This is a genomic window from Streptomyces humicola, from assembly GCF_024436035.1.
GTDB classification, from domain to species: domain Bacteria; phylum Actinomycetota; class Actinomycetes; order Streptomycetales; family Streptomycetaceae; genus Streptantibioticus_B; species Streptantibioticus_B humicola.
In genome coordinates this window covers 1-23861 of the sequence record NZ_JANFNG010000046.1, presented here as the reverse complement: position 1 = coordinate 23861, position 23861 = coordinate 1, and the positions used below count along the sequence as shown (strand labels likewise).

General features: G+C 70.1%; 20 protein-coding genes and 2 tRNA genes. 12 read left to right on the top strand and 10 right to left on the bottom strand.

Translation table 11 applies throughout. From position 1 onward, the window contains the following. Positions 1-11: 11 nt before the first annotated feature. Positions 12-1157, bottom strand: a complete 1146-nt coding sequence (locus tag NGB36_RS31510) for a LacI family DNA-binding transcriptional regulator (RefSeq protein ID WP_255924027.1) — start codon at positions 1155-1157, stop codon at positions 12-14. A gap of 108 nt (positions 1158-1265) precedes the next feature. Here NGB36_RS31510 and NGB36_RS31505 point away from each other — a divergent pair, with 108 nt between their 5' ends. From NGB36_RS31505 to NGB36_RS31485, 5 genes are all read left to right on the top strand, one after another. Beyond that, positions 1266-3671, top strand: coding sequence for a polysaccharide lyase 8 family protein (locus NGB36_RS31505; protein ID WP_255924026.1), 2406 nt, complete (start codon positions 1266-1268; stop codon positions 3669-3671). 149 nt (positions 3672-3820) lie between these two features. Continuing rightward, on the top strand, positions 3821-4882 hold the full coding sequence (locus tag NGB36_RS31500) for an HpcH/HpaI aldolase/citrate lyase family protein (protein WP_255924025.1): 1062 nt from the start codon (positions 3821-3823) through the stop codon (positions 4880-4882). A gap of 7 nt (positions 4883-4889) precedes the next feature. After that, positions 4890-5762 (top strand): HpcH/HpaI aldolase/citrate lyase family protein, encoded by an 873-nt coding sequence (locus tag NGB36_RS31495; protein WP_255924024.1) that lies wholly within the window; start codon positions 4890-4892, stop codon positions 5760-5762. Between the two features lie 170 nt (positions 5763-5932). Then, entirely contained in the window at positions 5933-7516 is a 1584-nt protein-coding gene (locus tag NGB36_RS31490) for an acyl-CoA carboxylase subunit beta (protein WP_255924023.1), read from the top strand. 39 nt (positions 7517-7555) lie between these two features. Then, complete coding sequence (locus NGB36_RS31485; protein WP_255924022.1) at positions 7556-7756, top strand: acyl-CoA carboxylase subunit epsilon; 201 nt, start codon at positions 7556-7558, stop codon at positions 7754-7756. A gap of 68 nt (positions 7757-7824) precedes the next feature. Here the strand turns inward: NGB36_RS31485 and NGB36_RS31480 are convergent, their stop codons facing one another. The 8 genes from NGB36_RS31480 to NGB36_RS31445 form a co-directional block, all read right to left on the bottom strand. Next, positions 7825-8403, bottom strand: coding sequence for a GTP-binding protein (locus NGB36_RS31480; RefSeq protein WP_255924021.1), 579 nt, complete (start codon positions 8401-8403; stop codon positions 7825-7827). Then, positions 8384-9139: a DUF742 domain-containing protein gene (locus tag NGB36_RS31475; protein WP_255924020.1), complete on the bottom strand. Its 756-nt coding sequence runs from the start codon at positions 9137-9139 to the stop codon at positions 8384-8386. Before NGB36_RS31475 ends, NGB36_RS31480 begins: the two co-directional genes overlap by 20 nt. A gap of 127 nt (positions 9140-9266) precedes the next feature. Further along, entirely contained in the window at positions 9267-9680 is a 414-nt protein-coding gene (locus NGB36_RS31470) for a roadblock/LC7 domain-containing protein (protein WP_255924038.1), read from the bottom strand. A gap of 9 nt (positions 9681-9689) precedes the next feature. Then, entirely contained in the window at positions 9690-12854 is a 3165-nt protein-coding gene (locus tag NGB36_RS31465) for a sensor histidine kinase (RefSeq protein WP_255924019.1), read from the bottom strand. Between the two features lie 339 nt (positions 12855-13193). Then, positions 13194-13772 carry a GTP-binding protein gene (locus NGB36_RS31460; RefSeq protein ID WP_255924018.1) on the bottom strand — a complete coding sequence of 193 codons (579 nt, stop codon included), beginning with the start codon at positions 13770-13772 and terminating at the stop codon, positions 13194-13196. After that, entirely contained in the window at positions 13753-14160 is a 408-nt protein-coding gene (locus tag NGB36_RS31455) for a DUF742 domain-containing protein (RefSeq protein ID WP_255924017.1), read from the bottom strand. The genes NGB36_RS31460 and NGB36_RS31455 overlap by 20 nt, the downstream gene beginning before the upstream one ends. A gap of 156 nt (positions 14161-14316) precedes the next feature. Beyond that, on the bottom strand, positions 14317-14730 hold the full coding sequence (locus NGB36_RS31450; RefSeq protein WP_255924038.1) for a roadblock/LC7 domain-containing protein: 414 nt from the start codon (positions 14728-14730) through the stop codon (positions 14317-14319). 9 nt (positions 14731-14739) lie between these two features. Beyond that, on the bottom strand, positions 14740-18354 hold the full coding sequence (locus NGB36_RS31445; protein WP_255924016.1) for a sensor histidine kinase: 3615 nt from the start codon (positions 18352-18354) through the stop codon (positions 14740-14742). Between the two features lie 575 nt (positions 18355-18929). Here NGB36_RS31445 and NGB36_RS31440 point away from each other — a divergent pair. The 3 genes from NGB36_RS31440 (at position 18930) to gltX (ending at position 21506) form a co-directional block, all read left to right on the top strand. Further along, positions 18930-19115, top strand: a complete 186-nt coding sequence (locus tag NGB36_RS31440; protein ID WP_255924015.1) for a hypothetical protein — start codon at positions 18930-18932, stop codon at positions 19113-19115. 122 nt (positions 19116-19237) lie between these two features. Next, positions 19238-20029: a fumarylacetoacetate hydrolase family protein gene (locus tag NGB36_RS31435; protein WP_255924014.1), complete on the top strand. Its 792-nt coding sequence runs from the start codon at positions 19238-19240 to the stop codon at positions 20027-20029. Further along, positions 20022-21506: a glutamate--tRNA ligase gene (gltX, locus tag NGB36_RS31430; protein WP_255924013.1), complete on the top strand. Its 1485-nt coding sequence runs from the start codon at positions 20022-20024 to the stop codon at positions 21504-21506. The genes NGB36_RS31435 and gltX overlap by 8 nt, the downstream gene beginning before the upstream one ends. Before the next feature lie 235 nt (positions 21507-21741). Here gltX and NGB36_RS31425 read toward each other — a convergent pair whose 3' ends face one another. Beyond that, positions 21742-22155, bottom strand: coding sequence for a helix-turn-helix domain-containing protein (locus NGB36_RS31425; protein WP_308288960.1), 414 nt, complete (start codon positions 22153-22155; stop codon positions 21742-21744). Between the two features lie 246 nt (positions 22156-22401). On the opposite strand from NGB36_RS31425, the gene NGB36_RS31420 reads away from it, so the two are divergent. The 4 genes from NGB36_RS31420 to NGB36_RS31405 all read left to right on the top strand — a co-directional run bounded on the left by NGB36_RS31420 (position 22402) and on the right by NGB36_RS31405 (position 23745). Next, complete coding sequence (locus NGB36_RS31420) at positions 22402-22731, top strand: ATP-binding protein (protein WP_372509576.1); 330 nt, start codon at positions 22402-22404, stop codon at positions 22729-22731. Continuing rightward, positions 22728-23417 carry an HAD family hydrolase gene (locus NGB36_RS31415; RefSeq protein WP_255924012.1) on the top strand — a complete coding sequence of 230 codons (690 nt, stop codon included), beginning with the start codon at positions 22728-22730 and terminating at the stop codon, positions 23415-23417. Before NGB36_RS31420 ends, NGB36_RS31415 begins: the two co-directional genes overlap by 4 nt. A gap of 160 nt (positions 23418-23577) precedes the next feature. Next, positions 23578-23649: transfer RNA gene (locus NGB36_RS31410), tRNA-Gln, on the top strand. A 23-nt stretch (positions 23650-23672) separates the two neighbouring features. Next, a tRNA-Glu gene (locus NGB36_RS31405) sits at positions 23673-23745 on the top strand. Positions 23746-23861: the final 116 nt, after the last annotated feature.

Here is a 23861-nt window from a genome sequence, read left to right as displayed (position 1 = left end):
CCGGCTCCGGCTCACTCCTCCGGCTCCTCCGGCTCCTCCGGCTCCTCCGGCTCGTCCGGCTCGTCCGGCGCGACGGCGCCGGACACGCCGGAGGAGGAACGGACGCGGAGCTCGGGCAGGATCGACAGCCGGTGCGGGGGGCGGGACGGATCGGTGACGCGCAGCGCGAGCAGATCCACGGCGGCCGCGCCGACGGCGTGTTTCGGCGGTGCGATTGCGCTGAGCGGGATGTCGGCGAGCGCGGCCACCTCGTCGTCGTACGCGACGATCGCCATCTCGTCGGGGACGGTGATGCGGCGCGCGCGCAGGCGCTGCAGCAGCAGGATCGCGTCCCGGTCGTTGTGCACGAGCGCGGCGTCGATCCGGCACCCCTCGACGGCATCGAGGAACAGGCCGGTCCGGCGTTCGTAGTCGCCGCTGCCCCCGGGGGAGTCCGGCATGGGGATGATGAAGCACAGGTCGGGCGGCGCCTCCAGGCCTGCGGCCGCCATCCCCGCGAGATAGCCGTGGTGGATCGGCGTGGCGTGCGGGCTGTCGGCGCGCAGCAGCAGGGCGATGCGGCTGCGACCGAGGCCCGCCAGGTGGTGTACGGCGAGCCGGGCGCCGTGGGCGTGGTCGGTGGCGGCGAGTTCGAGCGCCGCGCCGTCGTCCTCCTGGCGTCGTTCGATGAGGACGGCCGGAATGGGCAGCTCCTCGATCCAGCTGCGGTCCTCGGGTCGTCCGGACGGGGAGATGAGCAGGCCGTCGATGCCGTGGTCGAGCATCTGCTGTGCCTGGGCGTGCTCCTCGGACGGGTCGTACTGGGAGATGCCGAGGACCAGCCGGATCCCGCGGGCGGCGGCCGCCTCACGTGCGCCCTTGATCACCTCGGGGTAGTAGTAGCCGGCGTCCGGCACGATCATGCCGAAGGACATCGGGCTGGAGCGCAGCAGCTCGCGGGCGCGGGTCGCCGGGTGCTCGCCGGGTGGGGAGGTGGTGTCCGGGAGAACCGCTCCGCCGTGCACGCGTCTGACCAGTCCACGCTCGGCCAGTGTCTCCACGTCGCGGCGGACGGTGACGGGGGAGACCCCCATCTCCCTGGCCATGTCCGTGACCCTCACCCCTCCGCGTTCACGCAGGGCCCGAAGGATGTTCTGGTGCCTGTCCTCGGCATGCACGCCGTCACGCTCCCCTCGCCTGGCGTTGATCCAGTGATCGTACCGCCATTAGATCGTTTCTGAGCGATTCTGTTCAATCATTCAGAATGCTTCCTCTACGGTCGACCTGTGTGCGATCCGTCGCTCGGTCCCGTCCCTACGTCCCGCCGGGCCGTACTGATCGGCACTGCAACGGTGACGGCCGCCGCCCTCGGGCTCACCCTTCGCACCGCTGGTACTGCCGCGGCCGGCGACGAGGGCGACGCGTACGACCGGCTGCGGCTGCGGTGGAAGGAGCTCGCCCTGGGCAGCGGATTCGACCCCGCCGCCTCTCCCTTTGCGGAACGGCTCACCCGGCTCGGGCGTTCCGCCGCCGCGTTCGCCGCCACCATGGCCCCGGCCTCCGGGTCGGTCTGGCCCGATCTTCCGCTCGCCGTGAACTCCGGGCACCTGACGGGGAGTTGCTCCCGCCTGAACGCCATGGCGCAGGCCTGGGCACAGCCGGGCACCGGTCACACGGGAGGCGCGGCACTCGGGGCGGCCGTCGTCGAGGGTCTCGGCGCCCTGGTCCGCTTCGTCCGCGACCGGCGGACGAAGCAGCACGGCAACTGGTGGGACTGGCGGATCGGCAGCCCGCGGCTGCTGGGCGACACCTGTGTCCTCGTCTACTCTCTGTTGACGCGCCGGCAGCTCGCCGGATGCCTCGCCGCCCTCGACCACCTCGTCCCCGATTCCGCCGTCGCCTCGTACAGCGGTACGAGCACCGGCGCCAACCGCACCGATATGTGCCGGGTGCTGGCCGTCCGCGGGGTGCTGGGCAAGGACGCCGCCCGGCTCACTCTCGCCCGCGACGCGCTCTCCCCGGTCTTCACCGAGGTCACCACCGGCGACGGCCTGTACGCCGACGGATCGTTCATCCAGCACGGCTGCATCCCCTACACCGGTTCCTATGGAGACGTTCAACTGGACGGGCTGGCACGGCTCTTCGCCCTGCTGTCCGGATCTCCATGGGAGGTGACCGATCCGAGGAAACAGAGCATCTTCGATGCGATCGAGCACGCTTATGCACCGTTCGTGCACAACGGTCTTGTGATCGACTCCGTCTCCGGACGAGCGATCAGCCGCGGTCCGTTCCCTTCCGATCATCCGCGCACGCCGCAGAGCGATCACACACGTGGTCACCGGCTGATCGCCCATATCGCGATGCTCGCCGAGAGCGCGAGCACCGCCGACAAAGCGCGTTGGCAGGGGCTTGTCAAGGGCTGGATCGAGCGTGACCGCCACAGCCCCGTGCTCGACGACACCAGGCTCGGCATCGACGACCTCGCCCGTCTGCAGGCGCTCGGCACCAACGGGGTCACACCGCTGCCCGAGCCCGTCGGTCACCGGTTCTTCCCCGCCATGGACCGCTGTGTGCATCGCAGGCCCGGTTGGACGGCGGCGCTGAGCATGGCATCCGACCGCGTGGCCTACTACGAGACCGGCAACGGCGAAAACCTGCGCGGCTGGCACACCGGCGCCGGGATGCTCTACTGGTGGGCCGGCGGCGCGACCGACGGCCAGTACAGCGACGGCTTCTGGCCCACCGTCGACCCGTACCGCCTGCCGGGCACCACTGCATCGCGGAAACGTCTCTCCGATGGTGAGGGCGGACCCTGGGGCGCGGCCCGGCCCGATGCACGATGGGTCGGCGGCACCACGGACGGCGAATTCGCCGCGATCGGCCAGGAGCTCAAGGGCCTTTCGAGCACGATGACGGCGCGCAAGTCGTGGTTCTTCCTCGACGACGCCGTGATCTGCCTCGGCACCGGCATCCGCAGCAGGGACGGCACCGGTGTGGACACCGTCGTCGACAGCCGCGGCCTCGGCGCGTCGGGCGAGGCCGGACTCCTCGTCGACGGCGTCCCGCAGCCGGGACACGACGGCTGGTCGGCCGTCTTCCCGCGCGCCCGCTGGGCCCACCTGGAGGGGCACGGAGGATACGTTTTTCCCGGCGGCGCCCCCGTTCACGCGCTGCGCGCATCGCGCATCGGCAGCTGGCACGCGATCAACAGCGGATGCTGTCTGACGCCCGTCACCCGGCGCTATGTGACGCTCTGGTTCGATCACGGCACCGATCCGGCCGACGCTGGTTACGCCTACGTCCTGATGCCGGGCGCCGGCCCGCGCGAGGTCGCCGACCGCGCGGCCGACCCGGACTGGCTGCGCATCCTCGCGGACACCGCCGGCCGCCACGCCGTCCAGGTGTCGCGCCTCGGCGTCACCGCCGCCAACTTCTGGGCCCCCGGCATCGCCGGCCCCCTGGCCTCGTCCGGCCCCGCGAGCATCCTGCTGCGCCGCGGCCACAACACCACGACGATCTGCATCGCCGCCCCCGACCGCACGGGCGCGCCGTTCGAGTTCACCTGGCACCACCCTGTCCATGCCGTGGTCAGCCGGGACCCCGGCATCGAGGTCCTCGCCACCGGCGCGGCGCTGACCCTTCGCGTCAGCCCCGGCACGGCCTGCGGCGCGCTGACGACCGTTGTTGTATAGAGCGTTGTACCGAGCGGTGACCAATCGCACAGGTACCGATCAGTAGCGTAACCGCTCGGCGGTCGTAATCTGTGTGCCGGAAACCGTCGCCGGGGCGGCGGCCCGCGTGCGTCGCTCTCCGCACCCCTCGATCCGACCTAGGAGACTGGATGCGCTCTCCGAAGGACTTCTTCCGCCCGCTGGCCGTGGGGGCACCCACGCCCGTACGCGAGATCCCGTTCCGGCCGTCGCGGATGATCCACTTCTTCGACCCGAGCAACGAGAAGATGGCCGCCAAGGTCCCCTCGATCGCGGCCCAAGTGGACGTCCTGCTCGGCAACCTCGAGGACGCCGTCCAGGCGGACCGCAAGGAGGCCGCGAGGGACGGCCTGGTGGCGATCGCCAAGGCCACCGACTTCGGCGAGACGCAACTGTGGACGCGCATCAACAGCCTCGACTCCCCCTGGGTGCTCGACGACCTGCTCACCCTGGTGACCGAGATCGGGCACAAGCTCGATGTGATCATGGTGCCCAAGGTGGAGGGCGCCGAGGACATCCACTACGTCGACCGGCTCCTCGCCCAGCTCGAGGCCAAGGCCGGCCTCGAACGGCCGATCCTGGTCCACGCGATCCTGGAGACCGCCACGGGCGTAGCCAACGTCGAGGAGATCGCCGGTGCCAGCCCGCGCATGCAGGGCATCTCCCTCGGTCCTGCCGACCTCGCTGCCAGCCGCCGGATGAAGACCACCCGCGTCGGCGGAGGCCACCCCGGATACCTTGTCCGCGAGGACCCTCGCCCCGGTGACACCGACGCGCCCCGCGCCACCCACCAGCAGGACCTGTGGCACTACACCATCGCCCGCATGGTCGACGCATGCGCCGCGCACGGCATCCTCCCCTACTACGGCCCCTTCGGTGACATCCGCGACACCACGGCCTGCGAGGACCAGTTCCGCAACGCGTTCCTGCTCGGCTGCGTCGGAGCCTGGAGCCTGCACCCCGTACAGATCGACATCGCCAAGAAGGTCTTCTCACCGGCCCCCGCCGAGGTGGCATGGGCGCGCAAGGTCATCGCCGCGATGGGCGACGGCACGGGCGCGGTGATGATCGACGGCAAGATGCAGGACGACGCCACGTACAAGCAGTGCCAGGTGGTGGCGACGCTCGCCGACGCGCTCGCCGCCCGCGACCCCGAGCTGCGCGACGCGTACGCCGCCGCGGAGAAGGAGTAAGACGGCCATGTCCAACGCGAGCCTGCGCCCGCGCCGCTCCGTCCTCTACATGCCGGGCGCCAACGAACGCGCCCTGGAGAAGGCGAAGACCATCCCCGCCGATGCGCTCATCCTCGACCTGGAGGACGCGGTCGCGCCCGATGCCAAGGCCGACGCGCGCAAGCGCGTGGCGGCCGCTGCCGCTTCCGGCGAGTACGGGTACCGGGAGCTCACCATCCGGGTGAACGGACCCGGCACCCCCTGGCACACCGACGACCTGCGGGCGGCGGCCGAGGCCGGTCCCGATGCCGTCGTCGTCCCCAAGGTCGACAGTGCACAGACCGTGCGGGAGGTCGAGTTCGCCCTGCAGGCCGCCGGGGCCCCGGACCGCACTGCCATCTGGGCGATGGTCGAGACGCCGCGCGCGATGCTCGACGCCCGCCACATCGCCGCCGCGAGTGAGCGGTTGACCGTTCTGGTGATGGGCACCAACGACCTCGCCAAGGAGCTGCACGCCGAACACGTGGCGGGGCGCGCACCGTTGCTCACCGGCCTTTCCCTAGCGCTGCTCGCCGCGCGCGAGACGGGCAAGGCGATCCTGGACGGTGTCTACAACGACGTGAAGGATCTCGAAGGGTTCGAAGCCGAGTGCGTACAGGGGCGGCAGTTCGGTTTCGACGGAAAGACGCTCATCCATCCGGCCCAGGTCGAGCCGTGCAATCGCGTGTTCGCTCCTTCGGACGAACAGATCGAACGATCGCGTCGGATCATCGACGCGTTCGAGGAGGCGGCCCGCGAGGGACGAGGGGTCGTCACCGTGGACGGCCGGATGATCGAGAACCTGCACGTCGAGGACGCCCGGCGGATCCTCGCGCTGGCGGAGGCCGTCTCCGGGCGGTGATCCCGGGACCACCCGATCGGTGGTGCGGTTAGTACAAACGGAAGGGCCCCATGTCCTCCCCACGGGGCCCTTCACGCATCCTTAACTGTCGGGTTCCTCCAGGAAGCGGGCGCCGACAGTGTGAGAAGTCGACGCCGATATTCCCTGGGCCGCGCTCGTAAGGTCGATACATGACCGTTGTGGACGAGGTGCCGACCGAAGCGAGTGACGCGCGGGGGCGGGTGGCGGAATTGCGCGCCATTCGCGAGGAGGTGCGGCGCGGTCCGAGTGACCGGGCGACCGAGGCGCAGCATGCGAAGGGGAAGCTGACCGCGCGGGAGCGGATCGAACTCCTGCTGGACGAGGGGTCGTTCCATGAGGTCGAGCCGTTGCGCCGGCACCGCGCGACGGGGTTCGGTCTGGAGGCGAAGAAGCCCTACACCGATGGTGTGATCACCGGGTGGGGAACCGTGCATGGGCGGACGGTGTTCGTCTACGCGCACGACTTCCGGATCTTCGGTGGCGCGCTGGGCGAGGCCCATGCCACCAAGATCCACAAGATCATGGACATGGCGATCGCCGCGGGCGCGCCCCTGGTGTCGCTCAACGACGGTGCCGGCGCCCGGATCCAGGAGGGCGTGAGCGCGCTCGCCGGATACGGCGGCATTTTCCAGCGCAACACCAAGGCCTCCGGTGTCATCCCGCAGATCTCGGTGATGCTCGGCCCGTGCGCGGGCGGCGCCGCCTACTCCCCGGCGCTGACGGACTTCGTCTTCATGGTCCGCGAGACGTCGCAGATGTTCATCACCGGACCGGATGTCGTTCAAGCGGTCACCGGTGAGCAGGTGACCCAGAACGGTCTGGGCGGTGCGGATGTGCACGCCGAGACCTCCGGGGTGGCGCACTTCGCCTACGACGACGAGCGGACCTGCCTGGAGGAGGTCCGCTACCTGCTCTCCCTCCTGCCGAGCAACAACCGGGAGAACCCGCCGGCGGCGGAGACTGGCGACCCTGCGGACCGGCGGGGTGAGGCGCTGCTGGACCTGGTGCCGGCCGACGGAAACCGGGCCTACGACATGCGGGCGGTGATCGAGGAGATCGTCGACGACGGTGAGCTGCTGGAGATCCACGAGCGGTGGGCCACCAACATCATCGTCTGCCTGGCCCGGCTCGATGGGCAGGTCGTCGGGATCATCGCCAACCAGCCGCAGTCGCTCGCCGGCGTCCTGGACATCGAGGCCTCCGAGAAGGCGGCCCGGTTCGTGTCCATGTGCGACGCGTTCAACATCCCGCTCGTCACCCTCCTCGACGTGCCCGGCTTCCTGCCCGGTGTGGACCAGGAGCACGGCGGGATCATCCGGCACGGCGCCAAGCTGCTGTATGCATACTGCAACGCCACCGTGCCGCGGATCTCGGTGATCCTGCGCAAGGCCTACGGCGGCGCGTACATCGTCATGGACTCCCAGTCCATCGGCGCCGACCTCACCTACGCCTGGCCGACCAACGAGATCGCGGTGATGGGCGCCGAGGGCGCCGCGAACGTGATCTTCCGCAGGCAGATCGCGGCCGCCGACGACCCCGAGGCGATGCGCCAGAAGATGGTCAAGGAGTACAAGGCCGAGCTGATGCACCCGTACTACGCGGCCGAACGCGGTCTCGTCGACGACGTCATCGACCCCGCCGACACCCGCGCCGTCCTGATCAGCTCGCTGGCGATGCTGCGCACCAAGCACGCCGACCTGCCCTCCCGCAAGCACGGCAACCCGCCCCAGTAACTCAGCTTCGGCAACATTCGGCAACAGGAGACTTCACCGATGAGCAATGACACCGTGGTGCGGGTCGAACGCGGCAACGCCGACCCCGAGGAACTCGCCGCCATCACCGCGATCCTCCTCGCCCGCGCAGCCGCCGCGGGCCGGCCCGCGACCTCCTACACCCAGCCCCGCTCGATCGCCGGCTGGCGCCGCCTGGAACGCGAATCGGGCTTCCGCGCACCCCACAGCTGGCGCGGCTGAACGCAACCCAAGACCCAAAGGGGTCCGGGGCTTCAAGCCCCGGACCCTTTTGCCGTATCCCGGCCGCACTAGCGCAGCCGCGCCATCAGCGCGTGTTCCACCAGGGTGATCAGCGTGCTCTTCGCGTCCCCGCGGTGGCGGGCGTCGGTGGTCATGATGGGCGTCTCGGGCCCGATCTGCAGCGCCTCACGCACCTCGTCCGGAGTGTAGGGCTGCTGCCCGTCGAATCCGTTGAGCGCGATGACGAAGGGAAGCCCGCTGTTCTCGAAGTAGTCGACGGCGGGGAAGCAGTCGGCGAGGCGGCGGGTGTCGACGAGGACGACGGCGCCGATCGCGCCGCGTACGAGGTCGTCCCACATGAACCAGAAACGGTCCTGTCCGGGCGTGCCGAACAGGTACAGGATCAGGTCCTCGTCGAGCGTGATGCGGCCGAAGTCCATCGCCACGGTCGTCGTGGTCTTGTCCGGCGCATGCGTCAGGTCGTCGATACCCGCGGAGGCGGAGGTCATCACGGCTTCGGTGCGCAGCGGGTTGATCTCCGATACGGCACCGACGAACGTGGTCTTGCCCACGCCGAAGCCGCCCGCCACCACGATCTTCGCGGAGGTGGTGGAGCGGGCTGCACCGCTAGAGCTTGCGAAGTCCACTGAGCACCCTTTCGAGCAGTGTCACATCTGGCTGTCCGCCGGCGGCTTCGTCGCCACCGGGCTGGTGGATGGCGACGAGTCCGGCCTCGGCCAGATCGGCGACGAGGATTCGGGCGACGCCGAGGGGGATGGAGAGGAGGGCGGAGACCTCCGCAACCGATTTGATCTCCCGGCACAGGTGGCAGATCCGCTGGTGTTCCGGCAGTTGCCCGCGCAGCTGCTCCGGATCGGCCGTGGTGGTGACCAGGGCCTCGATCGCCAGCTGGTAGCGCGGCCTAGTGCGGCCGCCGGTCATGGCGTACGGCCGTACCAGCGGCTGCTGGTCGGAGCCCATCGGGGTCGGCCGCGCGGACCTGGGGCCGCGTCCCGGCTCGCCCGCGGTGCGCGGCGGCGCCGGCATGTGCGGCTGGATCCGCGGCGGCGGGGCGAAGGGCTCGGGCTCGCGCTGCGCCGGCATGGAGCGGGGCACCGGTCCCGGCACGTTCCCCGGCACACCTCCCGGTACCGGCCCGGAGACGGGCCCGTGCACCTGGCCTGGCACATGTCCCGGTACGTGTCCCGGTACGTGTCCGGGCGTATGACCGGGCCCGGACACTGGTCCGGACGTTTGTTCGGCCTCAGGGTCGTGCTCGGCCTCGGACTGCAGCTGCGGGCTGGGCGCCGAAGGGAAGTTGAAGCGCTTCAGCGGCTGCTGCTGCGGACCGCCGTACTGGTGTCCGCCTGGGGGCGTTGCCACGGTTCCTCCTCCAGCTGGGCGGGGTGCCGTTCACCGTCTCCGCCGCAGGGTTGCCGATGCGTTACCGAACCTTACGGTCCGGCGACGCACCGGCGCATGCCTGTCCGGCAGTTGGGGGCGCTGTCCGCTATCCAAGCAGGCTGCCTTGCAGCTCGGCGCGGAGGTCGGGGGTCAGGACGGTGCCTGCGCGGTCGACGAGCAGGGCCATCTCGTAGCCGACGAGGCCGATGTCGCACTCGGGGTGGGCGAGTACGGCGAGTGAGGAGCCGTCGGAGATGGACATGATGAACATGAAGCCGCGTTCCATCTCGACGACGGTCTGGTTGACGTTGCCGCCTTCGAAGATGCGGGAGGCGCCGGCGGTCAGTGACGTCAGTCCGGAGGCGACGGCGGCGAGTTGGTCGGCGCGGTCGCGGGGGAAGCCTTCGGACATGGCGAGGAGCAGGCCGTCGGCGGAGACGACCACCGTGTGGGACACACCGGGGGTGTTGTCCACGAAGTTGGTGATCAACCAGTTCAGGTTCTGTGCCGCCTGGCTCATCGAACTCAACTAACGCTCCTGGTGGTTGGGGCCGTGGCCCTGGCTGTCAGTTGGGGTGGAAGTCGCATCGCTGCCCGCGCTACGGCCCTGCTGGACGCCGCGGCGCAGATTGGCGAGCCTGCCGCGTATGTCTTCCGGTGCCCGGGAGACCTGTGGGCCGCCCTGGAGGGTCTGATGCGCGGCTCCGGGGACGAGGTTCGCCCGCGGAACCCGCCGGGGCAGGCCGGAAGCTGTGACTCCGCCCGCCCTGGGCTTACGGGCCTGGTCGGCCCGCTGCCAGTGCTCGTCGTTTGCGGAACGCCATTGTGCGGCGTCCCCCTGGCCTCCCTGGTCCTCGCCGCGGTCGCCGTCGCGCAGGCTCTCGGATGCGGTCTCGCGCTGCGGCTCCGCCGTTTCCGGCTGCTGCCACTGCCGCTCGCGACGCGGCAGGCCGGCGTCGGTCAGCAGGCGGTTGCCGTTGCTCGGCCCGGCGTCCGGCGCGTCGTAGCCTACGCGCTCATGGGGCCGGTCGGGGACCTCCGGTTCGTGATCCGGCGCAGTCCAGGGGGCGGACCGGGAGGTTTCGGCCTCCTGGTGCTCCGTATAGTCCTGGCGGTACGCCGGGAGGTCGTCGTCCCAGTTCTGGCTGCCGTTGGTCTCGTACGACTGCTGGTGCGGGACGAAGTCGGTGTACTGGGAGTATTCCGAGTAATCCGGGTAATCGGTGCGCCTCTGCTCGTACGGCTGGTCGTAGGACTGCTCGTACGACTCCTCGTACGACTGCTGCTCGTACCCCTCGTACTGCTGGTACTCGTCCTGCTCCTCGTACGAGGGGGCCCGGGCGGGCGGGGCAGCAGGCGCCTCGTCGCGGAACAGCGGCCGCTCGTCCGGCTGCTGGCGCCGCTCGGTCGCAGCCTCCAGCGCAGCACGCCGCTCCTCGCGCATCAGGGAGCGCCCCACCGGGTCCAACTCCCGTGCGTCATCCGGCACTTCGTAGCGCCGATCGTCGAAGCCCAGCTCGGCGGCGGTGAGGTTGCCGCCCTGGTAGGTGTCGCCGAAGTGCTCGGGGACGATGCGGGAGACGGTGAAGTCGCTCTCCTCCATCTCCTCGCCGCCTCCGCCGTGCGTGATCGCCTCGGGCAGCATCACCAGTGACGTCGTACCGGCCTGCTCGCCCGAGGGACGCAGCTGGACCCGGATGCCGTGCCTGGCGGCGAGACGGCCGACCACGAACAGGCCCATGCGCTGGGAGACCGAGGCGTCGACGGTCGGCGGATCGGCCAGCTTGTGGTTGATGTCGGCGAAGTCCTCGGGGGTCAGGCCGATGCCCTTGTCGAGGATCTCGACCATCAGCCGGCCGTCGGGCAGCCGGGTCGCGGTGACGCGGACCTTGGTCTGGGGGGAGGAGAAAGAGGTGGCGTTCTCCAGCAGCTCGGCGAGCAGGTGGACGAGGTCGGTCACGGCCGCGCCGTGGATCTCGGTCTCCGGGACGCCGTTGATCTCGATGCGCTCGTAGGACTCCACCTCGGAGGCGGCGGCGCGGAGCACGTCGACGAGCGGCACGGGCTGGTTCCAGCGGCGGCCCGGCTCCTCGCCCGCGAGGACGAGGAGGTTCTCGCCGTTGCGCCGCATGCGCGTCGCGAGGTGGTCGAGGTGGAAGAGGTTCTCCAGCTGGTCCGGGTCGGCCTCGTTGTTCTCCAGCTCGGTGATGAGCGAGAGCTGGCGCTGGATGAGGCCCTGGTTGCGCAGCGAGAGATTGGTGAAGATCGCGTTGACGTTGCCCCGCAGCAGCGCTTGCTCGGCCGCGAGACGGACCGCCTCGCGGTGCACCTGGTCGAAGGCGCGGGCCACCTCGCCGATCTCGTCACCCGTGTTGATGGGGATCGGCGTGACCCGGGTGTCGACGCGGCCGGGGTCGGTACGGGACAGCTGGTCGACGAGGGCCGGCAGCTGCTGCTCGGCGACCTCGAAGGCGGAGCTGCGCAGCCGCTGCATGCTGCGGCTCATCGACCGGGCCATCAGCGCGGCCACCACGAACGCGAGGAGCACACCGGCCAGCACCGCCGCCGAGTTGATGATCGCGTCGGTCTTGGCGCTGGAGGCGAGGGACGCGGCGTCGGTGGCCGCCTGGTCGGCGAGGTGCTGCTCGACGCTGCGGTAGGCGTTGAAGCCGAGCGTGGCGGAGGCGAAGTAGCTGTCCGGGGTGATGCCCTGGGCCTTGAGCGCGGACGGGGAAGCGCCGGAGGCGATCGCCTTGACCATCGTCGCCAGGTCCGGCGGGGCCACGAACGGCTGGCCCGCGGCCTGCGCCTGCTGCTTGGCGGCGGCCAGCTGCGCCTGGCCCTGCCTCTGCGCGTCGGCCTGGGCCTGCTGCAGCCGCGTCATGTCGTCGGGGGTGCCGCCGCCCTCGTACTCCTGGAGCGCGATCTGCTCCAGATAGGCGTAGCTGGCGAGCGCGGTGAGCTGCGTCTTGCGGTCGGTGGGCGAGATCTGCCCCTCGACCAGGATGTGCTCGCCGATGGAGCGGGTGAGCGACTCGGCGGCCTTGGCGAGCGAGATCGCGTACAGCGTGCGGCCGTAGGAGGTGAGGTTGTTGGTGCCGAAGCCGAGGTCGTTGGCGAACTCCATCAGCGGGTGCTGGACGGCGACGTAGCCCTCTTCGGTCTGCACGGCCGGGAGCTTGCTGGTGTAGGCGTTCTGGCGCAGCTGGGCGAGCTCGGGCTCGACCTTGCGGAAAGTGGCGAGGCGGCGTCTGAGGTCGGGGACGTCCGGCATCTGCGCCACGGCCGCGTTGAAGGCCCGTGCGGCCTGGTCGGCGGCGTTGCGGGCGGCGACCACCTGGGGGTTCTTGGTGTCGCCCTTCAGCAGCGGAACCACGCTGACGTCCCGCTCGTTGATCAGGTCGTTGCTGTAGGTCTCCGCGGCGCGTACCAGGTTGGCGGTGCGCAGCGCGTCGTCCGCCTGCTGCCACTGGTCGAGAGAGTTCTTGACGTTGAAGCCGCCGACGACGAGCGCGACGATCACGGGTATCAGCAGGATGGCGTTGAGCCGGGTCGGCACCCGCCAGTTCCGCGGGGAGAACCGGCCGCCGGATGGTGCGGGCACCGTGGCCGGGTCGGGCTGCGCGGCCGTGGCGGCGGGCGCGGCGTCGTAGCGGGGCGGGGTGAAGTTCCCCCGGGCCGGCTGCGCGGGCACCGGACCTGTCCGCGTCTTTTTCCTCACTCGACCAACAACCTCTCGGCGCCGACACACCGATGTGCCGTGTCTACTCGCTGGTTCAACGAATTCCAGCACGTCATGGGGGTGCTTTCCAAACGTCTGCAAAAAGTTCCCGCACTGCCACGGAGTGAAAGATAAAAGGTGCATAAGGGAGGATCAGCAGCTAAAGGAAAGCACGTTGTGAGCACTGCGGAGCTGATCGTAAGCAGTGGGTGCCCGGCCGATGCTGATTCTCTGTCGAAACGTTATGAACGAGCGGACCGGCCGTGTCCAAGGCCACAGCCGGTCCGCATTACAACTGACAAGATCAGCTTGCTACTTGAGCCGGGCCAGCAGCGCGTGCTCCACCAGCGAGATCAGCGTGCTCTTCGCCTCCCCGCGGTGGCGGGCGTCGGTGACCATGATGGGCGTCTCGGGCCCGATCTGCAGCGCTTCGCGTACTTCGTTCGGCCGGTACGGGTGATATCCGTCGAATCCGTTGAGCGCGATGACGAAGGGAAGCCCGCTGTTCTCGAAGTAGTCGACGGCGGGGAAGCAGTCGGCGAGGCGGCGGGTGTCGACGAGGACGACGGCGCCGATCGCGCCGCGTACGAGGTCGTCCCACATGAACCAGAAACGGTCCTGTCCGGGCGTGCCGAACAGGTACAGGATCAGGTCGTCATCGAGCGTGATGCGGCCGAAGTCCATCGCCACGGTCGTCGTGGTCTTGTCCGCGACATGGCTCAGGTCGTCGACGCCGGCCGACGCCGACGTCATCACCGCCTCGGTGCGCAGCGGGTTGATCTCCGATACGGCACCGACGAACGTGGTCTTGCCCACGCCGAAGCCGCCCGCCACCACGATCTTCGCGGAGGTGGTGGCCCGTGCCGCGGTCTCAGAGCTTGCGAAGTCCACTGAGCACCCTTTCGAGCAGTGTCACATCCGGCTGTCCACCGGCCTCGCCGCCGCCCGGCTGGTGGATTGCCACCATCCCCGCCTCGGCCAGGTCCGCCACCAGGATCCGCGCCACACCCAGCGGGATCGCCAGCAGCGCAGAGATCTCCGCCACCGACTTGACGTCGGTGCACAGGTGGCAGATGCGCTGGTGCTCCGGGAGCAGGCCCCCGTAGTGCGCCGGGTCGGCCGAGGTGCTCACCAGCGCCTCGATGGCGAGCTGATATCTCGGTCTGGTACGTCCGCCTGTCATGGCGTACGGCCGCACCAGCGGCTGGTCGCCTTCACCCCCGTACGGCGCGTGATAGGCGGCGCCGTACGGACCGGGTGAGGCGGGTGGCGGGGTCATGAGGTTGTCCTCCGAGCGACGAAGAGCCGAAACGAGTCGGCCGGTCGGGTCGACCAGTCGGGCGGTGCGGTACGACGCTGTGGGGGGCGCAGTGCGGGAAGTGCGCGGTGCGAACGAGGGGGCGGCAGGGGCAGCCGGATCAGGGGGCGCTGTCCGCTATCCAAGCAGGCTGCCTTGCAGCTCGGCGCGGAGGTCGGGGGTCAGGACGGTGCCTGCGCGGTCGACGAGCAGGGCCATCTCGTAGCCGACGAGGCCGATGTCGCACTCGGGGTGGGCGAGTACGGCGAGTGAGGAGCCGTCGGAGATGGACATGATGAACATGAAGCCGCGTTCCATCTCGACGACGGTCTGGTTGACGTTGCCGCCTTCGAAGATGCGGGAGGCGCCGGCGGTCAGTGACGTCAGTCCGGAGGCGACGGCGGCGAGTTGGTCGGCGCGGTCGCGGGGGAAGCCTTCGGACATGGCGAGGAGCAGGCCGTCGGCGGAGACGACCACCGTGTGGGACACACCGGGGGTGTTGTCCACGAAGTTGGTGATCAACCAGTTCAGGTTCTGTGCCGCCTGGCTCATCGAACTCAACTAACGCTCCTGCTGGTGAGGGGTGCCAAAGCCGCGGATATCCGTCTGCCCGGTGTTCCCGGACCCGGCGCTGCGGCCCTGCTGGATGCCGCGGCGAAGGTTGGTCAGCCGACCGCGCACGTCGTCGGGGGCGCGTGAGACCTGCGGACCGCTCTGGGAGGTCTGCTGGGCCGTGCCGGGGACAAGGTTCGCCCGCGGGACGCGGCGTGGCAGGCCGGAGGAGGTGATACCGCCCGCGGCCGGCTCGCGGATCTGCTCCGCGCGACGCCAGCCCTCGTCGTTGGGTGAACTGCGCCAGTCCTGGGGCTGCGCCTGGGGCAGGGGCTGGGTCCTGTCCGTGCCGTCGGCGGCCGCGCGGACCCGGCGCTGCTGCATCGGCTGCTGCGGTGCAGGTCCCTGAGGCGCAGGTCCCTGAGGGCTCTGGGCCTGCTGCGGCCGGGCGGGCTGCGGCCGGGACGGTTGCCGGGGCTGGCGCCGGGAAGGCGCGTCGCCCTCTGCGCCGCGGAACCAGTCCGATTCGAGCGACTCGTAGATCGGGGATCGGCCGTCACCGGGGGAGGAGGCGGGCGGCAGCGCCATCGGCTCGGCGGCGGGCGGCAGTTGGGCCTCGGGACGCTGCTGCGCAGGACGCACCGGGCGCTCGTCGCGGCTGCCGGGGCGCGGGATGGCGCCGCCGGGGGCGGCCGGGGACGCCGGGCCTGCGGGACCGAGCGGGCCGCGGCCCTCACGGGACGGACGGCGGTTCGGCGTTCCGAACACATCGGAGCCGGAACCGGCACCGATCGGTCCGCGGAACTCGCCCGCCTGCGGCAGCTGTCCAGTCTGCGGTGCGCGGTACTCACCGGTCGACTCGCCGTCGGAGCCGTCCGCGTACGGCGCGCCGCCGAAACGATCATGCTGGCCGGAGGGCCCTGCCGGAGCAGGGCCGCGGCCGGCGCCCGTGCCGGGTATGACGGGTATCTGCGCCGTCGAGGACGGGTCGTCGTCCCGGCCCGCGTTCTGGCCCGCGCCGAAATCGGAGCGCGGGAAGCGGCTGGTGGACTCCACGTCGTCGTGACCGCGCGGCACGTCCTGGCCGCTGCGGTCCTGCTGTGCCCAGCTCGGCGCGGGCCGCTCGGAAGGCTGCTGCGGCTGCTGCGGGGCCGGCTGCTGCGGCGAGGGCGCACCCTGCCGGGTCGGCAGCCCTGCGCCCGTGCGCGAGATCTGCGGGACCTGACCGCCGTCCTGTGCGGAGGAGGCGGACGAGGCGGCCGCAGCCGGGAGATCGGAGCCGTCGGCGCCCCCGGTGAGTGCCGGACGGCGTCCCGCCGACGGCACCTGCCCGCGCTGAGGCACCCGTCCCAGCTGCGACGCCGAGGACGCGGCCGCACCCGGAGCGGTGCCGGGCGCCCCCGTGGGGCCGCCGCGCCTTCCGGTGCCCTGGCCGCCTGCGGCCGGACCCTTGCCACCGCCCTGTGTGAGGTCCACAGGCAGCATGACCAGCGCGGTCGTGCCGCCGGAGTCGGACGGCCGCAGCTGGATGCGGATGCCGTGCCGCAGCGACAGGCGGCCGACCACGAAAAGGCCCATGCGCCGCGAGACCGAGACGTCCACCGTCGGTGGATTGGCGAGCCGCTCGTTGATGTCCGAGAGGTCCTCGGGTGACAGGCCGATGCCGGTGTCGTGGATCTCGATCAGCACACGTCCGTCGGGCAACGCGTGCCCGGTGACCCGCACCTTCGTCTGCGGGGAGGAGAACGAGGTGGCGTTCTCCAGCAGCTCGGCGAGCAGGTGGACGAGGTCGTTGACGACGCGACCGGCGACCTCGGTCGGCGGCACGGCGGCGAGCTCGATGCGCTCGTACTGCTCCACCTCGGATGCTGCGGCGCGGAGCACGTCGACGAGCGGCACCGGGCGCGTCCAGCGGCGGCCCGGCTCCTCGCCCGCGAGGACGAGGAGGTTCTCGCCGTTGCGCCGCATGCGGGTCGCCAGGTGGTCGAGCTTGAAGAGGTTGGACAGCTGGTCCGGGTCGGCCTCGCGGCTCTCCAGCTCGGAGATGAGCGAGAGCTGACGCTGGATCAGGCCCTGGCTGCGGCGCGAGAGGTTGGTGAACATCGCGTTGACGTTGCCCCGCAGCAGCGCCTGCTCGGCGGCGAGACGGACCGCCTCGCGGTGGACTTCGTCGAACGCGCGGGCCACCTGGCCGATTTCGTCCCGGGTGGAGATGCCGATCGACTCGACGGAGGTGTCCACGTCCTGCGGGTCGGCCTCGGAGAGCTGCTTGACCAGCTCGGGCAGCCGCTTCTGCGCGACGTCCTTCGCCGTGTCCTGCAGCCTCCGCAGGCTGCGGATCATGGAGCGGGCCACGACGAACGCGCCGACGAGCGAGATGCCCAGGACGAGGAGGATGACCGCACCGTTGAGCAGCGCGTCCTGCTGTGCCTGGGAGCGCAACGTCAGCGCCTGCTGCGACATCTGGTCGAGCAGCTCCTGCTCGATGCGCGACATCTCCTGGATCTTGGTGTCGGCCTGGTCGTAGAAGTCCAGGTACGACATCGGGTTCTGGGAGAGGGCGTTCTGCGTCTTCAGCACCCGGTCGCGGTACTGGTCGGCCTGGGTGATCACCGTGTTGCCGCCGTCCAGCGCCTTGGTCAGGGCAGCTGCGCCCGGGCCGTAGATCACCGAGAAGCGCTGCATCTCCGCGCTCTCGCTGTCCGAGGCGGTCTGCGCGAAGAGCCGGTCGCTCTGCGAGAGCGTCGGCCCGGACGGGTTGGCGAGCGCGGCGCTGATGACCGCGCGCTGCATCGACTCGTACTCCTTGGCGGAGGTGAACGCCGCCAGCGCACGGGTGCTGCGGATGATGTCCGGGTTGCTGGTCGCCTGCGCCATGTCCTGGGAGAGCGCGAGCAGTGAGTTGATCAGCTGGTCGTAGCCGCTGACCGTCTGCGAGATGTACTGCGGGTTGGTGTACGCCGTGGCGCGGATCTGCTTCAGGCTCTGCAGCTGCCGGTCGATGTCGATGATCGTGCTGCGCACGCCCACGAGCGTCGGGTCGTTGCCGTTGATCGTCTCGGTGGCGTTGTTGAAGCCCTGGATCTGCTCGTCCGTCGACTGCCGGGAGGCCACCACCTGGTCGTCGTTGGCGTGTCCGCTGGCGATCGGGCCGGCCGAGCTGTCGCGCTCGGTCTGCAGGGCGTCGGCGAGCTTGGTGGCGTGACCGGTCATGTCGGTCAGCAGCTTCATGTTGTCGAGCTGGCTGACGTTGTCCAGCTCCGTCTGGATGCGCAGCGCGCCCAGCGTCGTGGCGGCGACCACGGGAAGCGCGACGAGGGAGACCAGGCGGGTGCGGATGCTCCAGTTGCGCATCGCCACGCGGGAGGCGTGCTTGCCCGATGCGTTGTCCCTGACGGGGGGCGGGGCCTCGACGTCACCGCCCGTGGTGTGAGTCCCGCTCGTGGTGTGAGCCGTGGTGCGAGCCGGGGCATCGGCGGTCGAGGCACCGCCATTGCCCACCTGTGCGGGGCCTGCGTTCACGGTGTCGTCGGCCGGGCGCCGCGGCTCCGGGCCGCGGCCGCTTCCGCCGCGCGACTCCGGGTCACCCGCAGCGCCGCCATCCCTCTTGAAACGTCCCTGCACTAGCGTCGCAACCTCTGGACCAGGCGTCCCCCGCGCGGGCGGCGGACGGTGTCGAGTCTTGGGGGCCTGCGGCCCCCGGCTTGTCGGTTGACCGGCGAGTGCTCCGAGCCGCCGCTCGACGCATCTGCGCGCCCCCTGCGTGCCGGTCGTTTTGGCGCGGCGGTCCGATGAATTCCAGCACAGCGGCGGAACTCCAACAAGACGGGTAGACAAGGCTGTGACATGGGTTACTCAACGAAGACATCCGGTCACGGGGCGTCGATGACCATGCTGGCGATAACGGACTTTTGCCCTCGAGGCCGGTACGTGGGAGGGGTGCCCGGGGCTGCCCGGTAACGCCGATCAGCCGCGAAAGATGGTGATCGGTTATCAATGTCCGGCTTTCCCGGACTGCATATGCGACCGTTTTGCGCGTTTCGTTGCCCGCTTCGTGAGCAAAATCACAGGCAGATCGTTGTCCTCGTCACGCATTCGCCGGAATACCGACGCATAGCCTTTGGCTTTACACAAGGCGACAGTTCGACAACTCGCGCCCGCACGCCGTGGCGCCCGCACCCCGAGGTCCGTAACGACCCATGAAGACGACGATGCTGATGCGTCCGATAGCCAACCCCCGCCGCACCACGCTGGCCCATTTGGAGGACGCAGAGGAGCTGCAGACCGCCCCGGCCGCCGAGCAGCCGCAGGCCCAAGAGCGCTCGCTCCCCCAGCAGACCGCCAACCCCCGCCGCACCGTCCTCACCGAGCTGCCGAACGCCTGAGCCGCCGGACGTACGAGCCGCCGCGGCACCGCCCGGCACCCCTCGTAGCGGGGTTGAGCTGCGCTCCCGCGATAGCCTGAAGCGTCAGTCATCTCCCTGGACATTGAGGGGCAGCACTTCCCGTGCGCATCGCCAGATTCTCCATCGACGGCAATGTCGCCTTCGGTGCAGTGGAGGGTGACCCGGCCCAGCCGGACACCCTGGCCATCGACATCATCAAGGGCATCCCGTTCGCCGAGTTCGAGCTCTCCGGCACGAAGGTGCCGCTGAACAAGGTCAGGCTGCTGTCGCCCGTGCTGCCCAGCAAGGTCGTCGCGATCGGCCGCAACTATGCCGCGCACGCCGCCGAGCTGGGCCACCAGGTGCCCGATGCGCCGTTCGCGTTCTTCAAGCCGTCCACCGCGGTGATCGGCCACGGCGATCCCGTTCCGTACCCGCCGTTCTCCTCCGAGCTGCACCACGAGGCGGAACTCGCCGTCGTCATCGGCCGGATGTGCCGCGAGGTCCCGCGCGAGCGCGCCCACGAGGTCGTGCTCGGCTACACCTGCGCCAACGACCTCACCGCACGCGACGTCCAGCGCACCGAGAAGCAGTGGGCCCGCGCCAAGGGCTTCGACGCCTCGTGCCCGCTCGGCCCGTGGGTGGAGACCGGCCTCGACATGGCGGCCGCCTCCGACCTCGCGATCACCTGCACCGTCAACGGAGAACTGCGCCAAGCGGGCCGCACCAGCCAGATGGTGCACCCCATCGCCGACCTGATCGTCAACATCACCGAGGCCATGACGCTGCTCCCCGGCGACGTGATCCTCACCGGCACCCCGGCCGGGGTCGGCCCCCTCAACGTCGGCGACGAGGTCGCCGTCTCCATCGAAGGCATCGGCACTCTCGCCAACAAGGTGATCAAGCGTGACTAGCGCACCCACACCCGTACGCGTACGTTTCTGTCCCTCCCCGACCGGCAACCCCCACGTGGGCCTGGTCCGCACGGCGCTGTTCAACTGGGCGTTCGCCCGGCACCACAGGGGCACGCTGGTCTTCCGCATCGAGGACACCGACGTCGCCCGCGACAGCGAGGAGTCGTACCAGCAGCTCCTCGACTCGATGCGCTGGCTCGGCTTCGACTGGGACGAGGGCCCGGAGATCGGCGGCCCGCACGCGCCGTACCGGCAGTCCGAGCGGATGGACATCTACCGCGACGTCGTCGCCAAGCTCCTCGACCGCGGTTACGCCTACCACTGCTACTGCACGGCCGACGAGCTCGACGAGCGCCGCGAGGCCGCCCGCAAGGCCGGCAGGCCCTCCGGCTACGACGGCCACTGCCGCGACCTCACCGACGAGCAGATCGCCGCGTACGAGCGCGAGGGCCGCGAGCACATCGTCCGCTTCCGCATGCCCGACCACCCGATCACCTTCACTGACCTGGTGCGCGGTGAGCTGACCTTCACCCCGGAGAATGTGCCGGACTACGGCATCGTCCGGGCCAACGGGTCACCCCTTTACACCCTCGTCAACCCGGTCGACGACGCGCTGATGGAGATCACCCACGTACTGCGCGGCGAGGACCTGCTCTCCTCCACCCCGCGCCAGATCGCGCTCTACGCGGCGCTCGCCGAGATCGGCGTCGGCAACGGGACCACCCCGCACTTCGCCCACCTGCCGTACGTCATGGGCGAGGGCAACAAGAAGCTCTCCAAGCGCGACCCGCAGTCCTCCCTCAACCTCTACCGCGAGCGCGGCTTCCTGCCGGAGGGCCTGCTCAACTACCTTTCGCTGCTGGGCTGGTCGCTCTCCGCGGACCAGGACATCTTCTCCATGGACGAGATGGTCGCGGCGTTCGACCTGAGCGACGTCAACCCCAACCCCGCCCGCTTCGACCTCAAGAAGTGCGAGCACATCAACGCGGAGCACGTGCGGCGGCTGGATGTGAAGGCGTTCATCGAGGCCTGCGGCCCGTGGCTGAAGGCCCCGCACGCGCCGTGGCGCCCGGAGGCGTTCGACCAGGCGGCCTTCGAGGCGATCGCCCCGCACGCCCAGACCCGCGTCACGGTCCTCTCCGACATCACCGCCAACGTCGACTTCCTCTTCCTCGACGAGCCGGTGGAGGACGAGGCGTCCTGGCAGAAGGCGATGAAGGAGGGCGCGGACGCGCTGCTGCGCACGGTGCGAGAGAAGCTCGCGGACGTTGCGGAGTGGGCCGCGGAGCCGCTGAAGGCGGCGGTCCTCGCCGCCGGCGAGGAGCACGGCCTGAAGCTCGGCAAGGCCCAGGCCCCCGTCCGCGTTGCGGTCACCGGCCGCACGGTTGGCCTCCCGCTCTTCGAGTCCCTCGAGGTGCTGGGGCGTGAGCGCACGCTTGCCCGGATCGACGCGGCGCTGGCGAAGCTGGGCGGGTGACTCCGCCCCCTGTCGTCCGTACGCGCGGCTGGTGCGCCGCGCGTACGGACGACAGGGAACGAACGGCCCGCTGACCGGCGGCAGACGAGTCTCAGCTGACGCGGCCGTGGTGGACGACGGCAATGGTGATCGCGGTGTTGTTGATCTCGTACAGGACCCGGTAACGGCCTCCATGGATGCGCAGCCGGTCCCGCGAGCCCCATCTCGACGCTCGCTATGGCTCCGCCCAACGTCGCTACGGGGTCTGCGCTTGGACGGCGCCGCGCCGTGGGGCGGCATGCCGGCTCTGCCGGGCGCGGGCTGCGTCTCGCGCCCTCGGCGGGAGCATGCCCGGCACGACCAGTGTTGCGTAGTCATGGAACTCGACCGCCTCCTCCTCGATCCGCGCCGCGTCGCGGAAGAACGCCGGATAGCGCGCCAGCGCCACCTCCTTCTTCCGGGCGAGCAACGCCCCGCCCGCGTCGAGTAGTTCGTCGACCTTCTCGATCACGTCGGGGCGTGCGATCCTCCGCCCCTGCTCGATCGCGGCGATCAGCGCCTCGCCGTAACCCAGCCGTTTGCCCAGTTCGCACTGGGTGAGCCCGGCCCGTTCACGGAAGATCTTCCACTGGCGGCCGAACGACCGCAGCAGTTCGTCCGCTGGATCCATCGGACCTCCCCTCCCAACCGCCCCGACAGCAGCTCACCCGCACCCCTACAGCCACGCTGCATAGAGGCATCGTTACTGGTCACGGTAGGCGCATCACGCCAGCCTCAACCGCATGACGACAGGAATTCCCCCCATCGAGCGCACGGTCGAATCGCCCACGCCCACGCGGGAGTTCGCGATGTGCTTCACCTCGACCGAGCGCGGTGCGCGCCTCGCCCGGCTCCTGGCGACCCGGCGGATGGAGAAGTGGGGCTTCCCCCGCGGCAGCGAGGCGAGCGACACGGTGACGCTGATCGTCGCGGAGCTGACCGCGAACGCCGTACGCCACGGCGCGTACCGGGTCGCGACTTCCGGCTGCGCATCCTCGCCGGCCGGGAAACCGTCCGCATCGAGGTCACCGACACCCGCGACGACCGCATGCCGCCCGAGTGCCCAGCCGAGCCCGCCCCGGACGCCGAGGCCGGCCGAGGCCTGTGGCTCGTCGAGCAGCTCGCCGCCGGCTGGGCGGCCAATCCGCGTACCGGAGCCCCGGGCAAGACGGTCTGGGCGGAGGTGAAGGTACCCTCCGGCGCATGAGGATCCGCGCCGTGCTGTGGGATGTCGACGACACCCTCTTCGACTACTCCTCGGCCGACCGGGCCGGAGTGCTCGGTCACCTCGAGACCGAGGGGCTGCTTGCCGGATTCGACTCCCCCGAGCAGGCCCTGCGTGCGTGGCGGGGGGTGATGGAAGCGCAGTACGCGCGCTTCCTCGCGGGCGAGATCGGCTTTCAGGAGCAGCGGCGCGCGCGGGTGCGGGCCTTTCTCGGGAAGCCGTTCCCCGATGCCGAGGCGGACGCGTGGTTCGGGCGCTATCTCGGGCACTTCGAGGCCGCGTGGGCGCTCTTCCCCGACGCCGTGCCCGCCCTCGACGCGCTCACTCCGCGTTACCGGCATGGCGTCCTGTCCAACTCCAGCGTGGCGATGCAGCAGCGCAAGCTGCGCGCGCTGGGAGTGCGCGAACGCTTCGAGTGCCTGGTGTGCTCCGACGAGTTGGGGCACGCCAAGCCGGATCCGCGGGCGTTCCTCGCCGCGTGCGAGGAGTTGCGGCTGCCGCCCCGGCAGGTCGCGTACGTCGGGGACCGGCCCGATGTGGATGCGCGCGCCGCGGACGAGGCGGGGCTGTTCGGCGTGTGGGTGGACCGGACGGGGGCCGGAGGGGCCGACGGCGCCGGCGTGCGGCGCATCGTGGGCTTGCGTGAACTCACCCGCATCCTGGAGTAGCCAATACGTCACGCAGCGTATTCCACCGCAGGTGGCGTATTCGATTTTGGTGCTGCGCACGGCATCCGGTAATGTTCTTCCTGCGCCGCTCGGGCGGGTCAAAAGGGCCGGAACGGGGAGGCGCAAGCCAAGCGAAGTCCCTGCGGGGGTTGAGTTTTGGTGGGGTATGGTGTAATTGGCAGCACGACTGATTCTGGTTCAGTTAGTCTAGGTTCGAGTCCTGGTACCCCAGCAGATCGAAAGATGTTCGATCAGGCCCCCGTTGTGTAGCGGCCTAGCACGCTGCCCTCTCAAGGCAGTAGCGCCGGTTCGAATCCGGTCGGGGGTACAGATCCTGTAGCCGTCTCCATCCGGGTCGTCCCCGGAGGCGATGCGTGAGGATCACCAAGGGCCCCCGTTGTGTAGCGGCCTAGCACGCTGCCCTCTCAAGGCAGTAGCGCCGGT